Here is an 18,524-nt window from a genome sequence, read left to right as displayed (position 1 = left end):
CACTAGGATTGGAAGGAGGATACGCAGCATGCATCATGATGAGAAGAACAAAATTGGTTTAACAGTAGCACTTTCTATCGTAGTAGGAACGATTATTGGATCTGGTGTGTTTATGAAACCAGGGAGCGTATTAGATTACTCGGGGAGTTCTAATATGGCCATTCTTGCTTGGGTAATTGGTGGTCTGTTGACGCTAGCAAGTGGTTTAACAGTAGCTGAAATTGGAGCGCAAATCCCGAAAAATGGTGGGTTGTATACGTATTTAGAGGAGATTTACGGAAGTTTTTGGGGATATTTATCAGGTTGGATGCAAACAATTGTTTATGGACCTGCTATTATCGGAACATTAGGTTTATACTTTAGTTCTTTAATGATTAATTTTTTCTATTTAGATAAAGTGTGGAATTTACCAATCGCAATTGGAACGGTTGTGTTCCTTGGCGTTGTAAATAGTATGGGAACAAAATACGGAGGTATCGTTCAAACAATCACGACAATTGGGAAGATGATTCCGATTGTGTTAATTGTTGTGCTAGGTTTCTGGAAAGGGAATAGCGATATCTTTAACGTAGTTGTGCCGATATCGGAAAATCAAAGTATCGGTATGGCAATTTTAGCAACGTTATTTGCTTATGACGGCTGGATTTTACTTGCTTCGATTGGTGGAGAAATGAAGAATCCAACAAAGTTATTACCGAAAGCAATGACAGTAGGGATTTTAATCGTAACGGCTGCTTACGTATTAATTAACTTGGCGTTATTAAATGTATTACCAGCAGCGAAAATTGTAGACCTTGGAGAAAATGCAACAGCGACAGCTGCAGGCATGTTACTTGGAGAATATGGTGGGAAAATTATTAGTATCGGTATTATCGTTTCTATTTTCGGTTGTTTAAATGGAAAGATTTTAACATTCCCACGTATTCCAATGTCTATGGCAGAGCGTGGACAACTTCCATTTTCTAAGTTTATTGCAAAGGAAAGTCCGAGATTTAAAACACCAGCAAATGCGATTACTGTTGAAATCATTTTAGGAATTATTTTAATGATTATTAGTGATCCAAATAAGCTATCTGAGATTTCCGTATTCATTATTTATATTTTCTACGTAATGACGTTTATTGGTGTCTTCATCTTAAGAAAACGTAATAAGAATAAAGAGCGTGCATATAGTGTACCGTTATTCCCAATCGTACCAATCGTAGCGATTTTAGGTTCGTTCTTTGTAATCGGTAGTGCGATTATTAACGATCCAGTAAGTTGTTTCTTATCAATTGGAATTGTCTTTACTGGACTGCCGGTGTATTGGTATTTAAATAAGAAGAAAGAAACAGAATGATGGAAGGGTAGGCGTATAATACGCCTACCTTTTTTACTGTAAAAAAATTATACTTGCGTCCACTTTCTATTTTGGTTACTATAATCGTAGTAACCAAAATAGAAAGCGTGGGGAAAGACTTGAATTTTCGTGTTTATATTTTAGCTATCGCGGCTTTCGTAGTCGGAACGGTTGAGTTAATTATAGGAGGAACGCTCGATTTAGTTGCCAATGATTTAGGAGTATCTATTAGCGCAGCTGGTCAGCTTATAACAATATTTTCGGTAGTATTTGCTTTGTCAGGTCCAGTTTTATTAGCTGTGACAGGGAAGTTTGAAAGAAAAACATTGTATGTTGGAGCATTATCGATTTTCTTAATCGGAAATATTATTTCCGCGTTTAGTGTGAATTACGGAATGCTAATGTTCTCAAGGGTTATTTGTGCGGCGAGTGGTTCATTAATTATTGCACTATCTGTAACACTTGCGTCTAGTGTAGTAGAACCGCATTTTCGTGCGCGTGCAATTGGAATCATTTTTATGGGAATTAGTGGATCACTTGTACTTGGAGTACCGCTCGGTCTTGTACTCGGAAATGCATACGGATGGCGTGCACCATTTGTATTAATTTCTGTGTTAACAGTTATGGCAATAGCTTGTATTTCATTGTTTTTAACGAAAGTACCACCGACATCGGTATTATCAATAAAAGAACAACTTGCTACTTTAAAAGATAAAAAAATTGTAAGTGCACAGTTAACATCATTTTTGTTTTTAACGGGGCATTTAACATTGTATGCATATTTAACACCGTTTTTAAAAGATGTCATGCATGTTGAAGCAAACTGGATTAGTGTGTTTTACTTTATTTTCGGAATCGCAGCAGTAATCGGCGGCGGATTCGGTGGTTGGCTTGCTGATAAATGGGGATCGAAGAAAAGTATTATTTCTATCATTATCGTATTTGCGTGTGCAATCTTCATACTGCCATTAATGACATTCTCATTCCCGCTCTTCATCATTATGATGGGACTTTGGAGTATGCTGAGCTGGGCGATTTCACCAGCACAGCAAAATTATTTAATTGAAATTGCACCGGAATCAGCTGGTATTCAGCAAGGTTTAAATAACTCTGCGCTTCATTTAGGAATTGCACTTGGTTCAACAGTAGGCGGAGTTGTTATTGAAAAATCATCTGTTATATATAATGCTTGGGTAGGCGGTGGCTTTATTATATTAGCACTGCTTTGCGCGATTTTCTCGATTATGAGAGGACGCTCTACTCAGTTCGTGAAAGAAGAATCTATCGTTTGATAGGTTCTTTTTTATTTGTAAAAAATTGCAGGTTTTAGTAGGTAAATGGAGAAAAGGGTATATAGCGAGGTGAGGTATATGTATACGAATTTTTCAATTATTGGTCTTCTAATTTCAATGCTTCCGTTGTTTCTTATTATTCTTGCACTTAGATGGGTTCGTTTCATCTATCAAAATTCAGAGAAGCAAGTAGAGCAAAATGAAAAAATCATTGAGCTGTTGATAGAGATAAAGGAACAAAACGAAAAGGAGTCTAAGTGAAAAATTAGACTCCTTTTTATTATTTAATTAGTACCTCAATTTCATCAACAAACTCTTAATTTCCTCATCTTCCATAAAGAGATCGTGGTGCTTCTGGGTGATCTTTGCAAGTGCAACGTCGTGATAGAAAAATTCTGTAAAGAACTTTACGAAAGGTTGTGACATTGTTTTCATCGCTTGCCATGACTCTTGTTCTACGCCAGCAAATAAAATTTCACGATCGTCAACGATAAGTAGCAAGTAGCGCTCTAATGCATTAGGTTCTTCAGCTGGGATTAGAAAATGCATGTTTTCTAAGTCTGTTTCTACTTCTCCAACAATAAGAGATTCAATTTGAACACCTTGTTTTGCTTTTTGTTCTAGTAAAGGGAGATATTCTAAAAGAGTATCATTCCAAGCTGAAATACGGATTGATTCTTGTGCACTTTCAATGAGTTCTTTACTTTGAACTCGAATAGAAGATTGCATTTTTAAGCTCCACACACGGTCATCTGTAAATGATTTTTTTGATATGTTTGTTTCTAGTTCTTTAATATTTGATTGGAATTCTGTCGTTAATTTTTCAATTGCTAGTTTTAGTGGTAATGCTGTATACAATTTTTTCTTTTCTGAAACAGAATCCATTACCATTCCTTTATCGATTAGGCGTGCTAGTACTTCATATATTTTTGCTTTTGGAACACCTGAATGCTTCACAATTGTTGTAGCATCTAATGGTTCATTGCTTGATACGACAACTTCATAAGCTTGGCTTTCATATTGTGAGAAACCGAATTTTTGTAACATAGTTCCCTCCGAACGAATGAGATTATATTTTAAGGATAATGAACTATTTGTTTTTGCACAAGTGGTAGTCCGTTTTCTAATTGTATTAAGGTGAGAATTAATTTCAATTTTTTAATTTTATCTATTATACTTAATATAGTGATTAATATAATTACATTACAACGAGAAGGGTAATTAACTGTTACGATTTATTTAACCAATTATAACCAAAGTTAATTAAATATATCAGTAAGCCCTGCTAGTCAAGTGATTGGCTAGTAGTGAGGGTTAACTGCGGGCAATCCCTAAAGCTGATTGAACTACAACGTGGCCAGAAATGGTGAGCGTGAATGTTGCGAAAGCAGAAAAAATCAATCAGATGGTGCAAGGTTAAATCCTAAACACTAGAACAATGGGTCTTCCGCCTCGAATCATCTAAGTCAAAATGGATAAGATGAACGTTCAACGACTATCTCGTATAACTGACGAGAGTACATCACAAGCCTATGGTGGTGGAAAAATCCTCTATCTTTAAGTAGATAAACATATAGTCTGCGCTCATGTGAAAACATGAGAAGTTCATAAGAGAACTGGCTAAGGAATTGCGCCCTTAGTTGAACAAGATACATTTAATTGAATCTATCAAACTTTATTGAAAATTCCGAACGTACGTGCTATGTTAGGTTCAATGAGGTGAGAATAATAATGAAATTTTCACGAGTTAGTCAAGTATCAGAATTAACAGGTTTGCATCCGAGTAGTCTTACGAGAATACTGGTGGAACACGCTACGATTCAGAAGAACAAAACTTTCATTAAAGGAGTTACATTCTGATGATATTGGCGAAGAAAGTTAGACTGATTCCAACGCCTGAACAAGAAAAAGTGCTTAGAAACCATGCTGGTGCTGCAAGATTCGCTTATAACTATTGTAAAAGAATGAGTGATAGATATTATAAGCTATTTGGAAAATCTGTTTCACAGTTAGCTTTACAGAAACGATTTACAAAGATCAAGAAGCGAAAAAGATATGAGTGGTTACAAGACATTAATGCACAAGTTCCTAAACAGGCTTCAAAAGATTTTGATACGGCGAGAAAAAATTCGTTCAAAAAGTACAAAAATGGTTCTCACACTTCTTATAAATCCAAAAAAGATTTAATCCAAGGATTTTATGCCAATTATGAAAGACTGGTTATAGGAAAGAAATTGGTTCATATTCAGTCCATTGGAGAAGTGAAAACAAGCCAACAACTACCAAGAAACAAAAAACCATCCAATCCAAGAGTTACCTTTGATGGTCGTCACTGGTGGATGAGTGTAGGATTCCAAGAAGACTTTGAATTACAAGAACTAACGAACGAGTCGATTGGTGTGGATGTTGGATTAAAAGAGCTTTTTGTAGCTTCTAATGGTATGAAAGAACGAAATATAAACAAAGATGCTAAGGTTAAAAAACTTTTGAAAAGGAAAAGGTCAGCACAAAGAGATATGTCTAGGAGATTTAAAAAAGGTGTAAAAATTCAATCTGTCGGATATGAAAAAGCGAAAGCGGAGCACCTGCGGTTATCTAGGAAAATTACGAATATTCGAAATAACCATATCCATCAAGCAACAGCTAAATTGGTGAAAACCAAACCAATGAGGATTGTTGTGGAAGACTTATCTATCTCAAACCTGTTAAAAAACAAAAAACTATCGAAAGCATTTTCCTTTCAAAAATTAAACTTCTTCTTTCAATGTTTATCATACAAGTGCGAGAAACATGGCATTGCGTATGTAAAAGCTGATAAATGGTTCGCTTCAAGCAAGATTTGTTCATGTTGCGGAGTTAAATACGACCATTCAGTTCAACCAGAAGGACAGTGGAGTTTAAAAATACGTGAGTGGTGTTGTGTTTCATGCAATAGCTATCACGATAGGGATGTAAATGCTGCGACAAATTTATCAAGGTGGGTAAAATAAATGCTTGATAATAGGAGGTAACGATACTGCCTCGTGTGGAGTGTTATACCCCTCGTCCCTTCGGGGTTGCGAGAACACGATGAAGCACTAACTCGTGTAAATTTGATTGAATTGTATAGATTTAGTTAAGTTTATCGTATCGGGATGCTGGGGGGAAGATGTTAAGAAGTTTACGTTTAAAAATTGCGGTAGTGTTTTCAGTTCTTATTTCTATGATGTTCGTAATATTGGGTACAGCTGTGTATCAATTACAGAAAGAAAAGGAAGTGCGCTCCTTAGACGAGTATTCTCAAAATGCGATGGATCTTGTGACAGAGCAACTTACGACATTTGTTCAAAGAACGGATGAAGATATGGGGTATTACGCGAACAGTGAGATGATTCGTAATATGCTTCAAGGTGGGGTTACTCCGGAAGAGGAAGCGTTTTTAACGAAAGAGTTTGCGGAGTATAAAAAGAATCATCCTGGTATTTTAGATTTATATATTGGTACGAAAGATAAAAAAACATTAAGTGCCAATCTTGCTGAAGGTGGGCAAGTGCCAGAAGGATACGATCCAACGACAAGACCATGGTATAAAGATTCAGAGGCTGATGTAAAAAAGGTCCATTGGGGACAACCTTCTTATGAAATTGCAACAGGCAAGTTAAGTGTAGGTGTTTCTAAAGCAATTACAGCTCAAGATGGGTCTGTATTAGGCGTTGTTGCGATGGATGTATCGCTTGGGACGATTCAGAAGTTGCTTCACAATATTCAATACAATAATGACGGAGAAATGTTTATTATAAATGATAAAAATATGGCTCTTGTTTATCCAGAAAAGATAGGGAAAGATGTTTCTAAAGAGCCGCTTATAAAGAGCTTAAATAAAGAGGGAACAAAATATGCGGTCACTACAATAAAAGGTGAAGATGTAGTTGTTTATAGTCAATCATTTGATACGATGAAATGGACAATAGGAATCTTTTATCCGAAAGAAACGATCGATGGGCTATTAAATAGTACGAGAAATACAGTTATTATAATGGCATGTATTAGTTTATTAGTTGGAATCGTAGCTTCCTACTTATTCTCAAGAAGATTAGCAAGACCACTGCAACTATTAAAGAATCACGTTCAAAAAGTAGCAGAAGGCGATTTAACGCTGCGAATGAAAGTGACAAGTAAAGATGAAGTTGGAGAGTTGACGAAGCACTTTAATGATATGGTTGAACAAATGAATGAAATGGTAAGTAAAATTAAAAACAGCGTATCAACGGTGCAACAATCAACGAATAGTTTACATTATTTAACGAACGAAACAGTAGCGGCTAGTAGAGAAGTTTCAGGAGCGATGGATGATGTGAGCGGAGGAGCTTCTACTCTTGCGAATAGTGTGGATGAAGTTTCAGCTCAGCTCGAGAATATGGCGGAGTCAGTGGAACAAATGAATAGCTCCGTTGGTGAAATAAAAGGAGTGGCTGGCAAAGCGGAAGAGGCGTCTAAGCAAGGATTAAATACAATGAGGAATTTAATCCGTACGAGGGGACAATCTTCTTCGATTGTTGTTCATACAGAAGAAGCATCGGATAAGTTAGAACAAAGGGTTGGATCGATTCAAAATGTTGTTGAGCTTATAAAAGGCATTTCGGATCAAACAAATTTACTTGCTTTAAATGCTTCGATTGAAGCTGCCCGTGCAGGTGAGCAAGGTAAGGGATTTGCGGTTGTTGCTGAAGAGGTTCGGAAATTAGCGGAACAATCAAAAGAGGCTACCGGAGAAATCACAACGATGATTGGTGATGTGCAAGTAGAAGTAAAAAGAGTTGTAGAAGTTGTAAGTAAATTGAAAGACATTGCAGATGTGCAAAATAAAGTGACGACAGAGGCAGAAATGGAGTTCCGTACAATTATGTCAGTTGTAAATACGATTAGTACTTCAGTTGAAAAAATTGTAGAAGAGGTACATAACATAGGTTACGAGCAAGGAGAAATTACAGCGGTAATGCACACAATTGCTGGTACGAGTCAAGAAAGTGCAGCTGTTTCTGAAGAGGTACATGCTGCAACGGAATCACAGGTGAATCATTTAGAAAAGGTAGCTCACACGATGGAAAGTTTGACAGAACATATGAGAGATTTAGAAAGATTAGTCGAGCAGTTTAAAGTGGAAGAGTAACATATTAGTAAAATGATGAGGATTTCGGTAAAATAGACAATGGATATATAAGAAACGATTATAGGAGGAAGACTACTATGGCAATTGTTGATGTATCGATTATTCCAGTAGGAACAGGTAATCCAAGTGTTAGTGAATATGTAGCAGAAGTACAAAAGGTGCTAGAGAAAAATGCGGATCGCGTGAAGTATCAATTAACACCGATGAATACAATTATTGAAGGAGATCTTCCTGTCATTCTAGAAGTAATACAACAAATGCATGAAGTTCCATATACGAAAGGTGCACAGCGTGTTGCAACAACTATTCGTATTGATGATCGTCGTGATAAAGTAAGCACAATGGAGAAAAAATTAAACTCTGTTCGATCAAAATTATAAGAAAAAGCAGCGATCTTCGCTGCTTTTTTCATATAGGAGGTAAATAAAATGAGTGAAAAGTTTAACGAGCAGTTTGATGGTTTACTGGAGAAATATACTGAGCTGTTACTTGGAGAGAGCAATGAAGAGAGAAAAGAACAGGTACAGAAGTGGGCACTGTATTCTTACATAGCTAAGACGATGCCAGCTTTAGTAAAGCATTGGAATGAAACTTATCCAGATGCGAAAGAAGAGATGGTACAGTTAATTACAGATATTAAAAGGCTGAATGAAGAGAAGCGAAATGAGCAATAAAAAAACTTGAGGTAAATATAATCGCAAGTTTTCTGTATTAATATCCTTATATAATTTACATGGAATATAAAGGATTTTATAGGCATGTCGAATATTTTCGAAATGCCTATTTTATACCTATTAAACTCCATTTTTCTAAATGTCGAAAAATATTTCAGGTATATTTATAAGCAGAAATATAGGTTTTTAAATGTTTTTATAGTATTTTATAAATTATCTAAATAATTATTTGTATCCAATAATTTTAAACAATGATATAATTTTGAAGAGGGGTAAAAAACAGATAAATTACAGTCATAGGGGTGAATTACATGGAACAATTAATGCGAAATTCGTTTCTTTTCTTATCTAAAAATAAAGCGCTAACAAAACTGGCTAAAAAGTACGGTTTACGCTTTGGTGCAGGTCGCTTCGTCGCAGGGGAGACGATTGAATTAGCGACAGCTGCCATTCAACAATTAAATAAGCAAGGTCTTTGTGTAACAATCGATTATTTAGGTGAATTCGTTGATAATGAAGCGGAAGCAAATGAAATGGCTAACCAATCGATTGAAGCGATCCGTGCAATTGGAAGAGAAGGTCTTGATTCGCAGCTTTCTTTAAAGATGACTTCTATGGGATTAGATATCTCTGATGAAATCGTAATGAACAATATGCGCCGTATTTTAGAAGCTGCAAAAGAAAATGGTGTGTTCGTTACAATTGATATGGAAGATTATACACGCTGCGGTAAAACAATTGATATCTTTAAACAATTAAAATCTGAGTACGATAATATTGGTACTGTTATTCAAGCTTACCTATATCGTACAGAAAAAGATATTGAGGATTTAAATGCTTATAAACCTAATTTACGTCTTGTAAAAGGAGCTTATAAAGAACCTGAAGAAGTGGCGTTCCCGGACAAGAAAGATGTAGATGACAATTATAAAAAGATTATTAAAATGCACTTATTAAATGGAAATTATACTGCAATCGCTTCACATGACGAAGCGATTATTGAATATACAAAAAAACTTGCTGAAGAACATAATATTCCAAGGGATCAATTTGAATTCCAAATGTTATATGGTATTCGTAATGAGCGTCAACTTGAGCTAGTAAAAGAAGGTTACAAAATGCGTGTTTACGTACCTTATGGAAACGATTGGTATGGATATTTCATGCGCCGTCTAGCAGAGCGTCCAGCAAACGTTGCGTTCGTATTAAAAGGTATGGTTAAAAAATAACCAAGGAGAAAATACTCCTTGGTTATTTTAATTGCTGAAATGCATAATGTGCCATTTTCTTCGTATCAGGATATAGTTGCGCGCGAGTAGAAGATAATACGACGTTAATGACGCGTTTACCGTCTTTTTCATCCACTGTTACGACTGTATATTTTCCGAGTGCTGATAGACCGCTTTTACTTCCAATCGCATATGGATCGTCATATAGTTCTTCTCGTCCGTAGTTTGCGATGTTTGGAGAGCGTTCTGAAGTATGTAGAGTTGTACGTGTTGAATTCATATATTCTAAAACAACTGGATACTTTAATGCTTCTTTCGTAATAATAGCAATGTCATATGGCGATACTTTATTTCCAAGTGCATCAGCACCACTTGCGTTCTTGAAAGTCGCATGCTTTGTACCGAGTTCCTTCGCTCTAGCATTCATCATTTTCACAAATTCATTTTTTGATCCTGCAATATGTTCTGCGATGGATTCAGCTATTGGATCTGCACTAATAATAAGCATCAGTTTTAATGCCTCATCACGTTTTAACTTTTCCCCAGCACGAAGTTTAATTTTCTTACTTTGACTTTCTGTTTTAATTGCGTTTTCTGTAACTGTAATTTCCTCATCCTCTTTTACATTCTCTAGTAAAAGAAGGGTTGTCATCATTTTGGCTATACTAGCCGGATAAGAGCGTTCGTCTTCGCGTTTTCCATACAAAACTTCACCTGTGTCTGCATCGATTGTAACTCCATATTGCCCAGTAATATTAGGTTGATCAGCTCTTACAGCTTGTTGCCTTTGTGCATAAGAGAAGAAAATCATCCCTGTAAATAGTGTGGCAATCATTACAATCATAACTATTGTTCGTTTCATTATAATTCCCTCATTTGTTACAAATAAATTGGGCAGAAAAAGCAGCCATTAATCATTATGCCACGTTCTCTGCCCAAAAATATAGCGTTATTTTTCGCCCATATTATGCTTTTTATATTGTTGGTTATTACCTTGGCGTCCTTTTTCAACACCGTGGTTATGCGGACCTGCGTTTCCAGTTACACTAGCTGCACTAATTCCAGCCTTTGAAGGGTTCTTCTTAAGTTTTGCCATATATATTCCTCCAGTTTCGTCAGATTATAAAAAGGGAAAGTGTATTTTAGTGAAGAAAATACATATATAGCATGGGCAAATAAAAGAAAAATATTTATTTCAGAAAATTTTATCAATAAATATATTGCGAAAATTTAAACAGTATCATATATTTATTAGTAGAGGCTCACTCATTGATTGCGACTTATGTCGAAAAATTGAATGAGCATTCATTCAAGAATAGGGGGAGAATTGGATGTTCCAAATTAAAAAGGCTGCTGTTCTAGGTTCAGGCGTAATGGGTTCGGGAATTGCGGCACACTTAGCTAATATTGGTATTCCGACATTATTGCTTGATATTGTACCACCTGCGCTTACGAAAGAAGAAGAAGCGAAGGGACTTACATTAGAACATAAAAGTGTGAGAAATCGTTTTAGTAATACGGCTGTGCAAAAACTATTAAAGCAAAAACCAGCTCCTCTGACAGTGAAAGGAAATTTAGCACTGATTGAAGCAGGTAACTTAGAAGATGACCTTGAGCGTCTAGCTGATGTAGATTGGATTATTGAAGTAGTAGTTGAAAACTTAGATATTAAAAAGAAACTATTTGAAAAAGTAGATGCGGTTCGTAAACCGGGTTCTATCGTAAGCTCGAATACGTCAGGTATTTCAGTTGAAAAAATGGCAGAAGGTCGTTCAGACGACTTCCAGAAACACTTCTTAGGCACACACTTTTTTAACCCACCACGATATTTAAAACTTCTAGAGGTAATACCGACGAAAGAAACAGATCCACAAGTATTAAGCTTCATGAAACTATTTGGCGAAGACGTTCTTGGAAAAGGCGTTGTTATCGCAAAAGATACACCAAACTTTATTGGAAACCGCATCGGTACGTACGGCTTACTTGTTACTCTTCAAGAGATGGTAAAACGCGGCTATAGCATTGGGGAAGTTGATTCTGTAACAGGCCCACTTATTGGTCGTCCGAAGAGCGCAACGTTCCGCACATTAGATGTTGTCGGTTTAGATACATTCGTACACGTTGCAAATAACGTATATGAAAATGTGCAAGAAGAAGAGCGTGATGTATTTAAAGTACCAGCTTTCATGCATGACATGCTGGAGAAAAAATGGCTTGGAAGTAAAACGGGTCAAGGCTTCTTCTTAAAACAAGGAAAAGAAATTTTAGAATTAAATCCTGAAACGATGGAATACGAAGCGCGTAAAAAATTAAAAGCTGCATCCGTAGAGTTAAGTAAACAAGAAAAAGGATTAGCGAATAAATTGAAAGCGCTTGTATACGCAAAAGACCGTGCAGGAGAGTTATTATGGAACATCATTACACCAACTCTTTTATACTCTGCAAAACTTCATAAAGAAATTGCTGACGATATCGTTGCAATTGACCAAGCGATGAAGTGGGGCTTTGGATGGGAGCAAGGGCCATTTGAAGTGTGGGATGCAATCGGCGTTGAAAAATCTGTTCAAAAGATGGAAGAAAACGGCGTAGTTGTTCCTACTTGGGTGAAAGAAATGTTAGAGAAAGGTTTCACTACTTTCTATAAACATGATAACGGCGATAGCTACTATTACGATAATGGCGAATATAAGCTAATCGAGCGTAATAAAAAAGCAATTTCTCTTAAGCAATTAAAAGCGAAAAATGGTGTATTAAAGAAAAATAGCGGAGCGAGCTTAATTGATTTAGGCGACGGCATCCTTTGCTTAGAGTTCCATTCGAAGAGCAATGCAATCGGTATGGATATTACGCAAATGATTAACTACGCTGTTGATGAAGTAGAAAAGAATTATAAAGGTCTTGTTATCGGTAACCAATCGAAGAACTTCTGCGTTGGTGCGAACCTAGCAATGATCTTAATGGAAGCACAAGACGACAACTACTTTGAAATTGAGTGGGTTGTGAAAAACTTCCAAGATGCAATGACGAAAATTAAGTACTCTTCTAAGCCAGTTGTAGCAGCACCATATGGTATGACGCTTGGCGGAGGTACAGAAGTTTGCTTACCAGCAGCGAGCATTCAAGCTTCTAGTGAAACGTATATGGGCTTAGTAGAAGTTGGTGTTGGCTTAATCCCTGGCGGAGGCGGTAATAAAGAGCTATACATTAAACACTTAAACAAAATGGCAAACGGTGTAGAGTTTGATCTGCAAAAAGTTGCAAATAAAGTGTTCGAAACAGTCGCAATGGCGAAAGTTTCAACTTCAGGACAAGAAGCAGTTTCTCATAACTTCTTAGGTGATAAAGATGGTATTAGTGTGAATGGTGATCACTTACTATACGATGCGAAACAGAAAGCACTTGCTTTATATGAAGCTGGTTATAAAGCGCCGATCCGCAAAAAGATACCAGTTGTTGGGGAAACAGGATATGCAACTCTTGCACTTGGTGCGGAAGCAATGCATTTATCTGGTTACATTTCAGAGTACGATCTTCACATTGCGAAGAAACTTGCATATGTCATTGCGGGCGGAAAAGTACCGTACGGAACAGAAGTTGATGAGCAATATTTATTAGATGTAGAACGTGAAGCATTTATTAGCTTAGTAAGTGAGATGAAATCACAAGCAAGAATGCAGCACATGCTTGTAAAAGGAAAGCCATTACGTAACTAATAACGAGGGGAGATATCGTTCATGAGAGAAGCTGTCATTGTTGCGGGAGCAAGAACACCAATTGGAAAAGCAAAGAGGGGTTCATTAAAAACAGTTCGTCCTGACGATCTAGGGGCGTTAGTAGTAAAGGAAACGTTAAAGCGTGCGAATTATGAAGGACCAATCGATGATTTAATTTTCGGTTGTGCGATGCCAGAAGCAGAGCAAGGTTTAAATATGGCTCGTAATATCGGTGGATTAGCAGGACTTTCTTACGATGTTCCAGCTATTACGATTAACCGTTACTGTTCTTCAGGTTTACAAAGTATCGCTTACGGAGCAGAGCGTATTATGCTTGGTCACTCTGAAGCTGTATTATCAGGCGGAGCAGAATCAATGAGTTTAGTTCCAATGATGGGACACGTTGTTCGTCCGAATAGTCGCCTTGTAGAAGCGGCTCCAGAATATTATATGGGTATGGGACATACAGCAGAGCAAGTTGCTGTGAAATATGGAATTTCTCGTGAAGAGCAAGATGCATTTGCAGTAAGAAGTCATCAACGTGCTGCAAAAGCATTAGCTGCAGGAAACTTTGCTAATGAAACAGTACCTGTAGATGTGACGTTACGCTCGGTTGGATCAAACAATAAACTGCAAGAAGAAACAATCACTTTCGCACAAGACGAAGGTGTAAGAGCAGAGACGACGCTAGACATTTTAGGGAAATTACGTCCAGCATTTAACGTTCGCGGTTCTGTAACAGCTGGTAACTCTTCACAAATGAGTGACGGTGCAGCATCTGTACTATTAATGGATCGCGAAAAAGCAGTGAGCGATGGCATGAAGCCACTTGCGAAATTCCGTTCATTTGCAGTAGCTGGCGTACCACCAGAAGTAATGGGAATCGGCCCAATCGCTGCAATTCCAAAAGCGCTAAAACTAGCTGGCTTAGAGCTATCTGATATTGGCTTATTTGAACTAAATGAAGCATTCGCTTCTCAATCAATTCAAGTTATTCGTGAACTTGGTTTAGATGAAGAAAAAGTAAACGTAAACGGTGGTGCAATCGCACTTGGACATCCACTTGGCTGTACAGGGGCAAAACTAACACTATCTCTTATTCACGAAATGAAACGCCGCAACGAACAATTCGGTATCGTAACAATGTGTATCGGCGGCGGAATGGGAGCAGCGGGAGTATTTGAATTACTATAAAAAGTGGAAGCGGCTCGTTCAGAATGTGAGGGGGATGGAGCTTCAGACGTAGAGGCGTTCTCTGCCTCGCAGGAAGAAGCGAAGCCACCGAACATTCTAGCCGCTGGAACTGGATTATAAAAAAGTGCAGGTGGCTCGTTTAGAACAGGAGGGCGTTGGAAGCCCTGACGAAGAGGCGCTTTTTGCCTCAAAGGAAGGGGGGAAACGACCGACTGTTTTAGCCACTGGAACTGGATTATAAAAAAAGTGGAAGCGGTTCGCTCAGAACGAGACGACGCTAAAGCAAAGAATGGAAGCAACAAAGGTTTATAAAAAAAGGGAGAGCCAGCTTCTTTCAAAAAGAGAGAAGCGGCTCATGAAAATATGAAGGAGGAAATTTTCATGGAAAAAACAGTAGGAAATGCGGTTAAAGGCGGTAGCTTTTTAGTAGATGAGATTACGATTGATCAAGTGTTTACGCCAGAAGATTTTTCATCTGAGCATAAAATGATTGCAAAAACGACAGAGGACTTTATCGTAAATGAAGTTCTTCCAGAGCTTGAATATTTAGAGCAACATGAATTTGATCGTTCAGTTCGTCTTTTAAAAGAAGCTGGGGAACTTGGTTTATTAGGCGCTGACGTACCAGAAGAGTACGGCGGAATTGGTCTTGATAAAGTAAGCTCAGCGTTAATCGCAGAGAAATTCTCTCGCGCTGGTGGCTTTGCAATTACTCACGGTGCTCACGTAGGTATCGGATCTTTACCAATCGTATTATTCGGTAACGAAGAGCAAAAGAAAAAGTATTTACCATTACTTGCAACTGGTGAAAAATTAGCTGCATACGCATTAACAGAGCCAGGTTCAGGATCTGACGCATTAGGTGCAAAAACAACTGCACGTTTAAATGCAGAAGGTACACATTACGTATTAAATGGTGAAAAACAGTGGATTACAAACTCTGCATTCGCTGACGTATTCGTTGTATATGCAAAAATCGATGGAGAGCACTTCTCAGCATTTATCGTAGAGAAAGACTACGCTGGCGTATCTACAAGCCCAGAAGAAAAGAAAATGGGTATTAAATGTTCTTCAACTCGTACGTTAATTTTAGAAGATGCGTTAGTACCGAAAGAAAACTTACTTGGTGAAATCGGTAAAGGTCATATTATCGCATTCAACATTTTAAATATCGGTCGTTATAAATTAGGTGTTGGTACAGTTGGATCTGCGAAACGTGCAGTAGAAATTTCAGCACAATATGCAAACCAACGTCAACAGTTCAAACAACCAATCGCTCGCTTCCCATTAATTCAAGAGAAACTTGCGAATATGGCAGCAAAAACATATGCAGCTGAAAGCTCTGTATATCGTACAGTAGGTTTATTCGAAAGCCGCATGAGCACATTATCTGAAGAAGAAGTAAAAGACGGTAAAGCAGTAGCAGCTTCTATCGCTGAATATGCAATCGAGTGCTCTTTAAACAAAGTATTCGGTTCTGAAGTATTAGACTATACAGTAGATGAAGGTGTTCAAATTCACGGTGGTTACGGATTTATGGCAGAGTACGAGATTGAAAGAATGTACCGTGATTCTCGTATTAACCGTATTTTCGAAGGAACGAACGAAATTAACCGCCTAATCGTACCAGGTACGTTCTTACGTAAAGCGATGAAAGGTGAATTACCACTTCTTCAAAAAGCACAAAAATTACAAGAAGAGTTAATGATGATGATGCCAGAAGAAGTAGGCGATGAGCCATTAGCACTTCAAAAGTATTTAGTAACTAATGCAAAGAAAATCGGCTTAATGGTAGCTGGATTAGCGGCTCAAAAATACGGTAAAGCATTAGATAAAGAGCAAGAAATTCTTGTGAATATCGCTGACATCGTAAGCAATCTATACGCAATGGAATCAGCTGTTCTTCGTACAGAAAAAGCGATCAAAACAACTGGTCTTGAAAAGAATAAACAAAAAGTGTTATACACTGAAGTATTCTGCCAAGAAGCATTTAACGAAATCGAAGCAGATGCGAAAGAAACACTTATCGCAGTTGAAAACGGCGACATGCTGCGCATGATGTTATCATCATTACGTAAATTAACTCGCCACACACCACTTAACGTAATTCCGAAGAAACGTGAAATCGCTGCGAAAATTTTAGAAGATGAGCGTTACACAGTTTAATATCTTTAAAGAACAGTAGTCGTTTATACGGCTACTGTTCTTTTTTTGAAAAAAATTTTTTTTAGTGACATAAAACTAATACCATTAGTATAATGAAACTAATGGTATTAGTTTTTGTGAAAAGGGAGATGGGACTATGAGGATGATACATGAAAAAACGGTATATCAATTGTCATTTTTGCCAAGAGTGTTTCCTGTGAATTGTTACTTTGTGGAGGAAGAAGCTGGTTTAACTTTAATTGATGCGGCTTTGCCATATAGCGCAAAAGGTATTTTACAGGCGGCTGAGAAAATAGGAAAACCAATTACTAAGATTGTATTAACACATGCGCATGATGATCACATCGGTGCATTAGACGCATTAAAAGAAGTACTTCCTCATGTTCCAGTCTATATTTCTAAGCGGGACGGAAAGCTGTTAGAAGGAGATACGACGTTACAAAAGGATGAACCGAATATACCGATAAAAGGCGGTGTACCTAAAAAGATAAAAACGGTACCTGATATTTTATTAGAAGATGACGACCGAGTTGGATCGCTTCTTGCGATTATGACACCGGGACATACGCCAGGCTCCATGTCGTTTCTTGATGTAAGAAATAAAGCTCTTATTGTCGGAGATGCATTCCAAACAAGAGGAGGTATGGCTGTTTCAGGACAAATGAAATTTTGGTTTCCGTTTCCGGCGATGGCAACGTGGAGCAAAGAAATATCATTACAAAGTGCAGAGAAGTTAAGAGAATATGAGCCTTCCTTGCTTGCGGCAGGACATGGAAAAATGATAAACGATCCAGTGGCTTTCATAGAGCTTGCTATTAAAGAAGCGAAGCGGAATATAGAAAGTAGAAAAGAGGGTTAATTGATGTCACCGAGAATCGGACTTACATTACAAAAAATTGTAGAAACAGCAGCAGAAATTGCAGATGCAAATGGAGTACAAGAAGTAACGTTAGCTTCATTAGCGCAAACGTTAGGGGTACGTTCGCCCTCACTATATAATCATGTAAAAGGGTTACAAGATGTACGGAAAAATCTTGGCATTTACGGAATCAAAAAGCTGCATAACAGACTGGAAGAAGCTGCCGAGGATAAACGGATGGATGAAGCAATTCATGCTTTAGGAGAAGCGTATGTAGCATTTGTCCGAAAACATCCTGGACTATATGAAGCAACTTTTTTACGAGATGAAGAAGTAAGAAAAGCAGGTGACGGAATTGTAAAGCTTTGTCTTCAGGTTTTACAACAGTATGGCTTAGAAGGAGAGAATGCACTTCATGCGACACGCGGATTCAGAAGTATTTGTCATGGATTTGCTTCGATTGAACAACAGGGCGGATTTGGTTTGCCGTTAGATTTAGATATAAGTTTACATGTATTGTTGGAAACGTTTATTAAAGGGTTACGTGAATAAGAAGCGAGGCAAACAAAAACCTTAGAAGTGATTCTAAGGTTTTTTAGTGCATATAATTCGAAAAGAGCGGTAGGCTTTTTCTCATTACATGATATTATTTTACAGGTTTGAAAAATGTGTATATGACTACGGAAAGGCAAACGAAAATAAAAGCAATAGGATCTTGATATGGACTAGGCTCAGAGCCCTTCTGGATTTCTGTAAGGAAGTCATGTGTTTTCATGTTCATTGCTCCTTTAACTAATAAGTTTTATATGATGCGAGGGTTATAGTGGATAGGAAGTATTTTTTAAAATTTCATATAATAATTATTGCATAGCAATTCTATTCCTAAAACTATAAAATATAAAGTTTTCA

Annotated in this window: 17 protein-coding genes; 14 read left to right on the top strand and 3 right to left on the bottom strand. The window is 37.4% G+C overall.

Going from position 1 to position 18,524, the window contains the following annotated elements; genetic code table 11:
- The first annotated feature begins 28 nt into the window (after positions 1–28).
- From ACTL4X_RS25365 to ACTL4X_RS25355, 3 genes are all read left to right on the top strand, one after another.
- Positions 29–1,339 carry an APC family permease gene (locus ACTL4X_RS25365; protein WP_000546311.1) on the top strand — a complete coding sequence of 437 codons (1,311 nt, stop codon included), beginning with the start codon at positions 29–31 and terminating at the stop codon, positions 1,337–1,339.
- Between the two features lie 107 nt (positions 1,340–1,446).
- Positions 1,447–2,631, top strand: coding sequence for an MFS transporter (locus ACTL4X_RS25360; RefSeq protein WP_139310339.1), 1,185 nt, complete (start codon positions 1,447–1,449; stop codon positions 2,629–2,631).
- Positions 2,632–2,709: 78 nt separating this feature from the next.
- Positions 2,710–2,892, top strand: a complete 183-nt coding sequence (locus ACTL4X_RS25355; RefSeq protein ID WP_006918814.1) for a hypothetical protein — start codon at positions 2,710–2,712, stop codon at positions 2,890–2,892.
- 27 nt (positions 2,893–2,919) lie between these two features.
- On the opposite strand, the gene ACTL4X_RS25350 is transcribed toward ACTL4X_RS25355, so the two are convergent.
- A complete protein-coding gene (locus ACTL4X_RS25350) occupies positions 2,920–3,678 on the bottom strand; it encodes a TrmB family transcriptional regulator (protein ID WP_000939481.1) in 759 nt (252 codons plus the stop codon).
- 684 nt (positions 3,679–4,362) lie between these two features.
- Between ACTL4X_RS25350 and ACTL4X_RS25345 the strand changes: the two genes are divergently transcribed.
- The 6 genes from ACTL4X_RS25345 to ACTL4X_RS25320 all read left to right on the top strand — a co-directional run bounded on the left by ACTL4X_RS25345 (position 4,363) and on the right by ACTL4X_RS25320 (position 9,683).
- Entirely contained in the window at positions 4,363–4,491 is a 129-nt protein-coding gene (locus ACTL4X_RS25345) for a hypothetical protein (RefSeq protein WP_254909516.1), read from the top strand.
- The gene (locus tag ACTL4X_RS25340) at positions 4,491–5,621 is read left to right on the top strand and encodes an RNA-guided endonuclease InsQ/TnpB family protein (RefSeq protein ID WP_086401294.1); all 1,131 of its coding nucleotides are present in this window, start codon (positions 4,491–4,493) and stop codon (positions 5,619–5,621) included. The genes ACTL4X_RS25345 and ACTL4X_RS25340 overlap by 1 nt, the downstream gene beginning before the upstream one ends.
- Positions 5,622–5,779: 158 nt before the next feature.
- Positions 5,780–7,780 (top strand): methyl-accepting chemotaxis protein, encoded by a 2,001-nt coding sequence (locus ACTL4X_RS25335; protein ID WP_048538392.1) that lies wholly within the window; start codon positions 5,780–5,782, stop codon positions 7,778–7,780.
- Positions 7,781–7,857: 77 nt separating this feature from the next.
- On the top strand, positions 7,858–8,160 hold the full coding sequence (locus ACTL4X_RS25330; protein WP_001018860.1) for an MTH1187 family thiamine-binding protein: 303 nt from the start codon (positions 7,858–7,860) through the stop codon (positions 8,158–8,160).
- 48 nt (positions 8,161–8,208) lie between these two features.
- Positions 8,209–8,454, top strand: coding sequence for a YusU family protein (locus ACTL4X_RS25325; protein ID WP_001290594.1), 246 nt, complete (start codon positions 8,209–8,211; stop codon positions 8,452–8,454).
- A 311-nt stretch (positions 8,455–8,765) separates the two neighbouring features.
- Positions 8,766–9,683, top strand: coding sequence for a proline dehydrogenase family protein (locus ACTL4X_RS25320; RefSeq protein ID WP_000436783.1), 918 nt, complete (start codon positions 8,766–8,768; stop codon positions 9,681–9,683).
- Between the two features lie 22 nt (positions 9,684–9,705).
- Here the strand turns inward: ACTL4X_RS25320 and ACTL4X_RS25315 are convergent, their stop codons facing one another.
- Positions 9,706–10,545, bottom strand: a complete 840-nt coding sequence (locus ACTL4X_RS25315) for a D-alanyl-D-alanine carboxypeptidase family protein (protein ID WP_000831462.1) — start codon at positions 10,543–10,545, stop codon at positions 9,706–9,708.
- An 87-nt stretch (positions 10,546–10,632) separates the two neighbouring features.
- Positions 10,633–10,779, bottom strand: coding sequence for a YuzL family protein (locus tag ACTL4X_RS25310; protein ID WP_001096344.1), 147 nt, complete (start codon positions 10,777–10,779; stop codon positions 10,633–10,635).
- A 235-nt stretch (positions 10,780–11,014) separates the two neighbouring features.
- Between ACTL4X_RS25310 and ACTL4X_RS25305 the strand changes: the two genes are divergently transcribed.
- The 5 genes from ACTL4X_RS25305 (at position 11,015) to ACTL4X_RS25285 (ending at position 18,167) form a co-directional block, all read left to right on the top strand.
- Positions 11,015–13,396 (top strand): 3-hydroxyacyl-CoA dehydrogenase/enoyl-CoA hydratase family protein, encoded by a 2,382-nt coding sequence (locus ACTL4X_RS25305; RefSeq protein ID WP_000486378.1) that lies wholly within the window; start codon positions 11,015–11,017, stop codon positions 13,394–13,396.
- Positions 13,397–13,417: 21 nt separating this feature from the next.
- Positions 13,418–14,590, top strand: a complete 1,173-nt coding sequence (locus ACTL4X_RS25300) for an acetyl-CoA C-acetyltransferase (RefSeq protein WP_441394966.1) — start codon at positions 13,418–13,420, stop codon at positions 14,588–14,590.
- Between the two features lie 381 nt (positions 14,591–14,971).
- Positions 14,972–16,756 (top strand): acyl-CoA dehydrogenase family protein, encoded by a 1,785-nt coding sequence (locus ACTL4X_RS25295; RefSeq protein WP_000416291.1) that lies wholly within the window; start codon positions 14,972–14,974, stop codon positions 16,754–16,756.
- Positions 16,757–16,892: 136 nt separating this feature from the next.
- On the top strand, positions 16,893–17,615 hold the full coding sequence (locus tag ACTL4X_RS25290; RefSeq protein ID WP_234574274.1) for an MBL fold metallo-hydrolase: 723 nt from the start codon (positions 16,893–16,895) through the stop codon (positions 17,613–17,615).
- Positions 17,616–17,618: 3 nt separating this feature from the next.
- Entirely contained in the window at positions 17,619–18,167 is a 549-nt protein-coding gene (locus ACTL4X_RS25285) for a TetR/AcrR family transcriptional regulator (protein ID WP_000074925.1), read from the top strand.
- Positions 18,168–18,524 lie beyond the last annotated feature (357 nt).

The sequence above is a fragment of the Bacillus sp. RE35 genome, assembly GCF_052146655.1.
Taxonomy (GTDB): Bacteria; Bacillota; Bacilli; order Bacillales; family Bacillaceae_G; genus Bacillus_A; species Bacillus_A cereus.
Note: the sequence above shows the minus strand (reverse complement) of the source record. Positions and strands in the feature narration are given on the sequence as shown.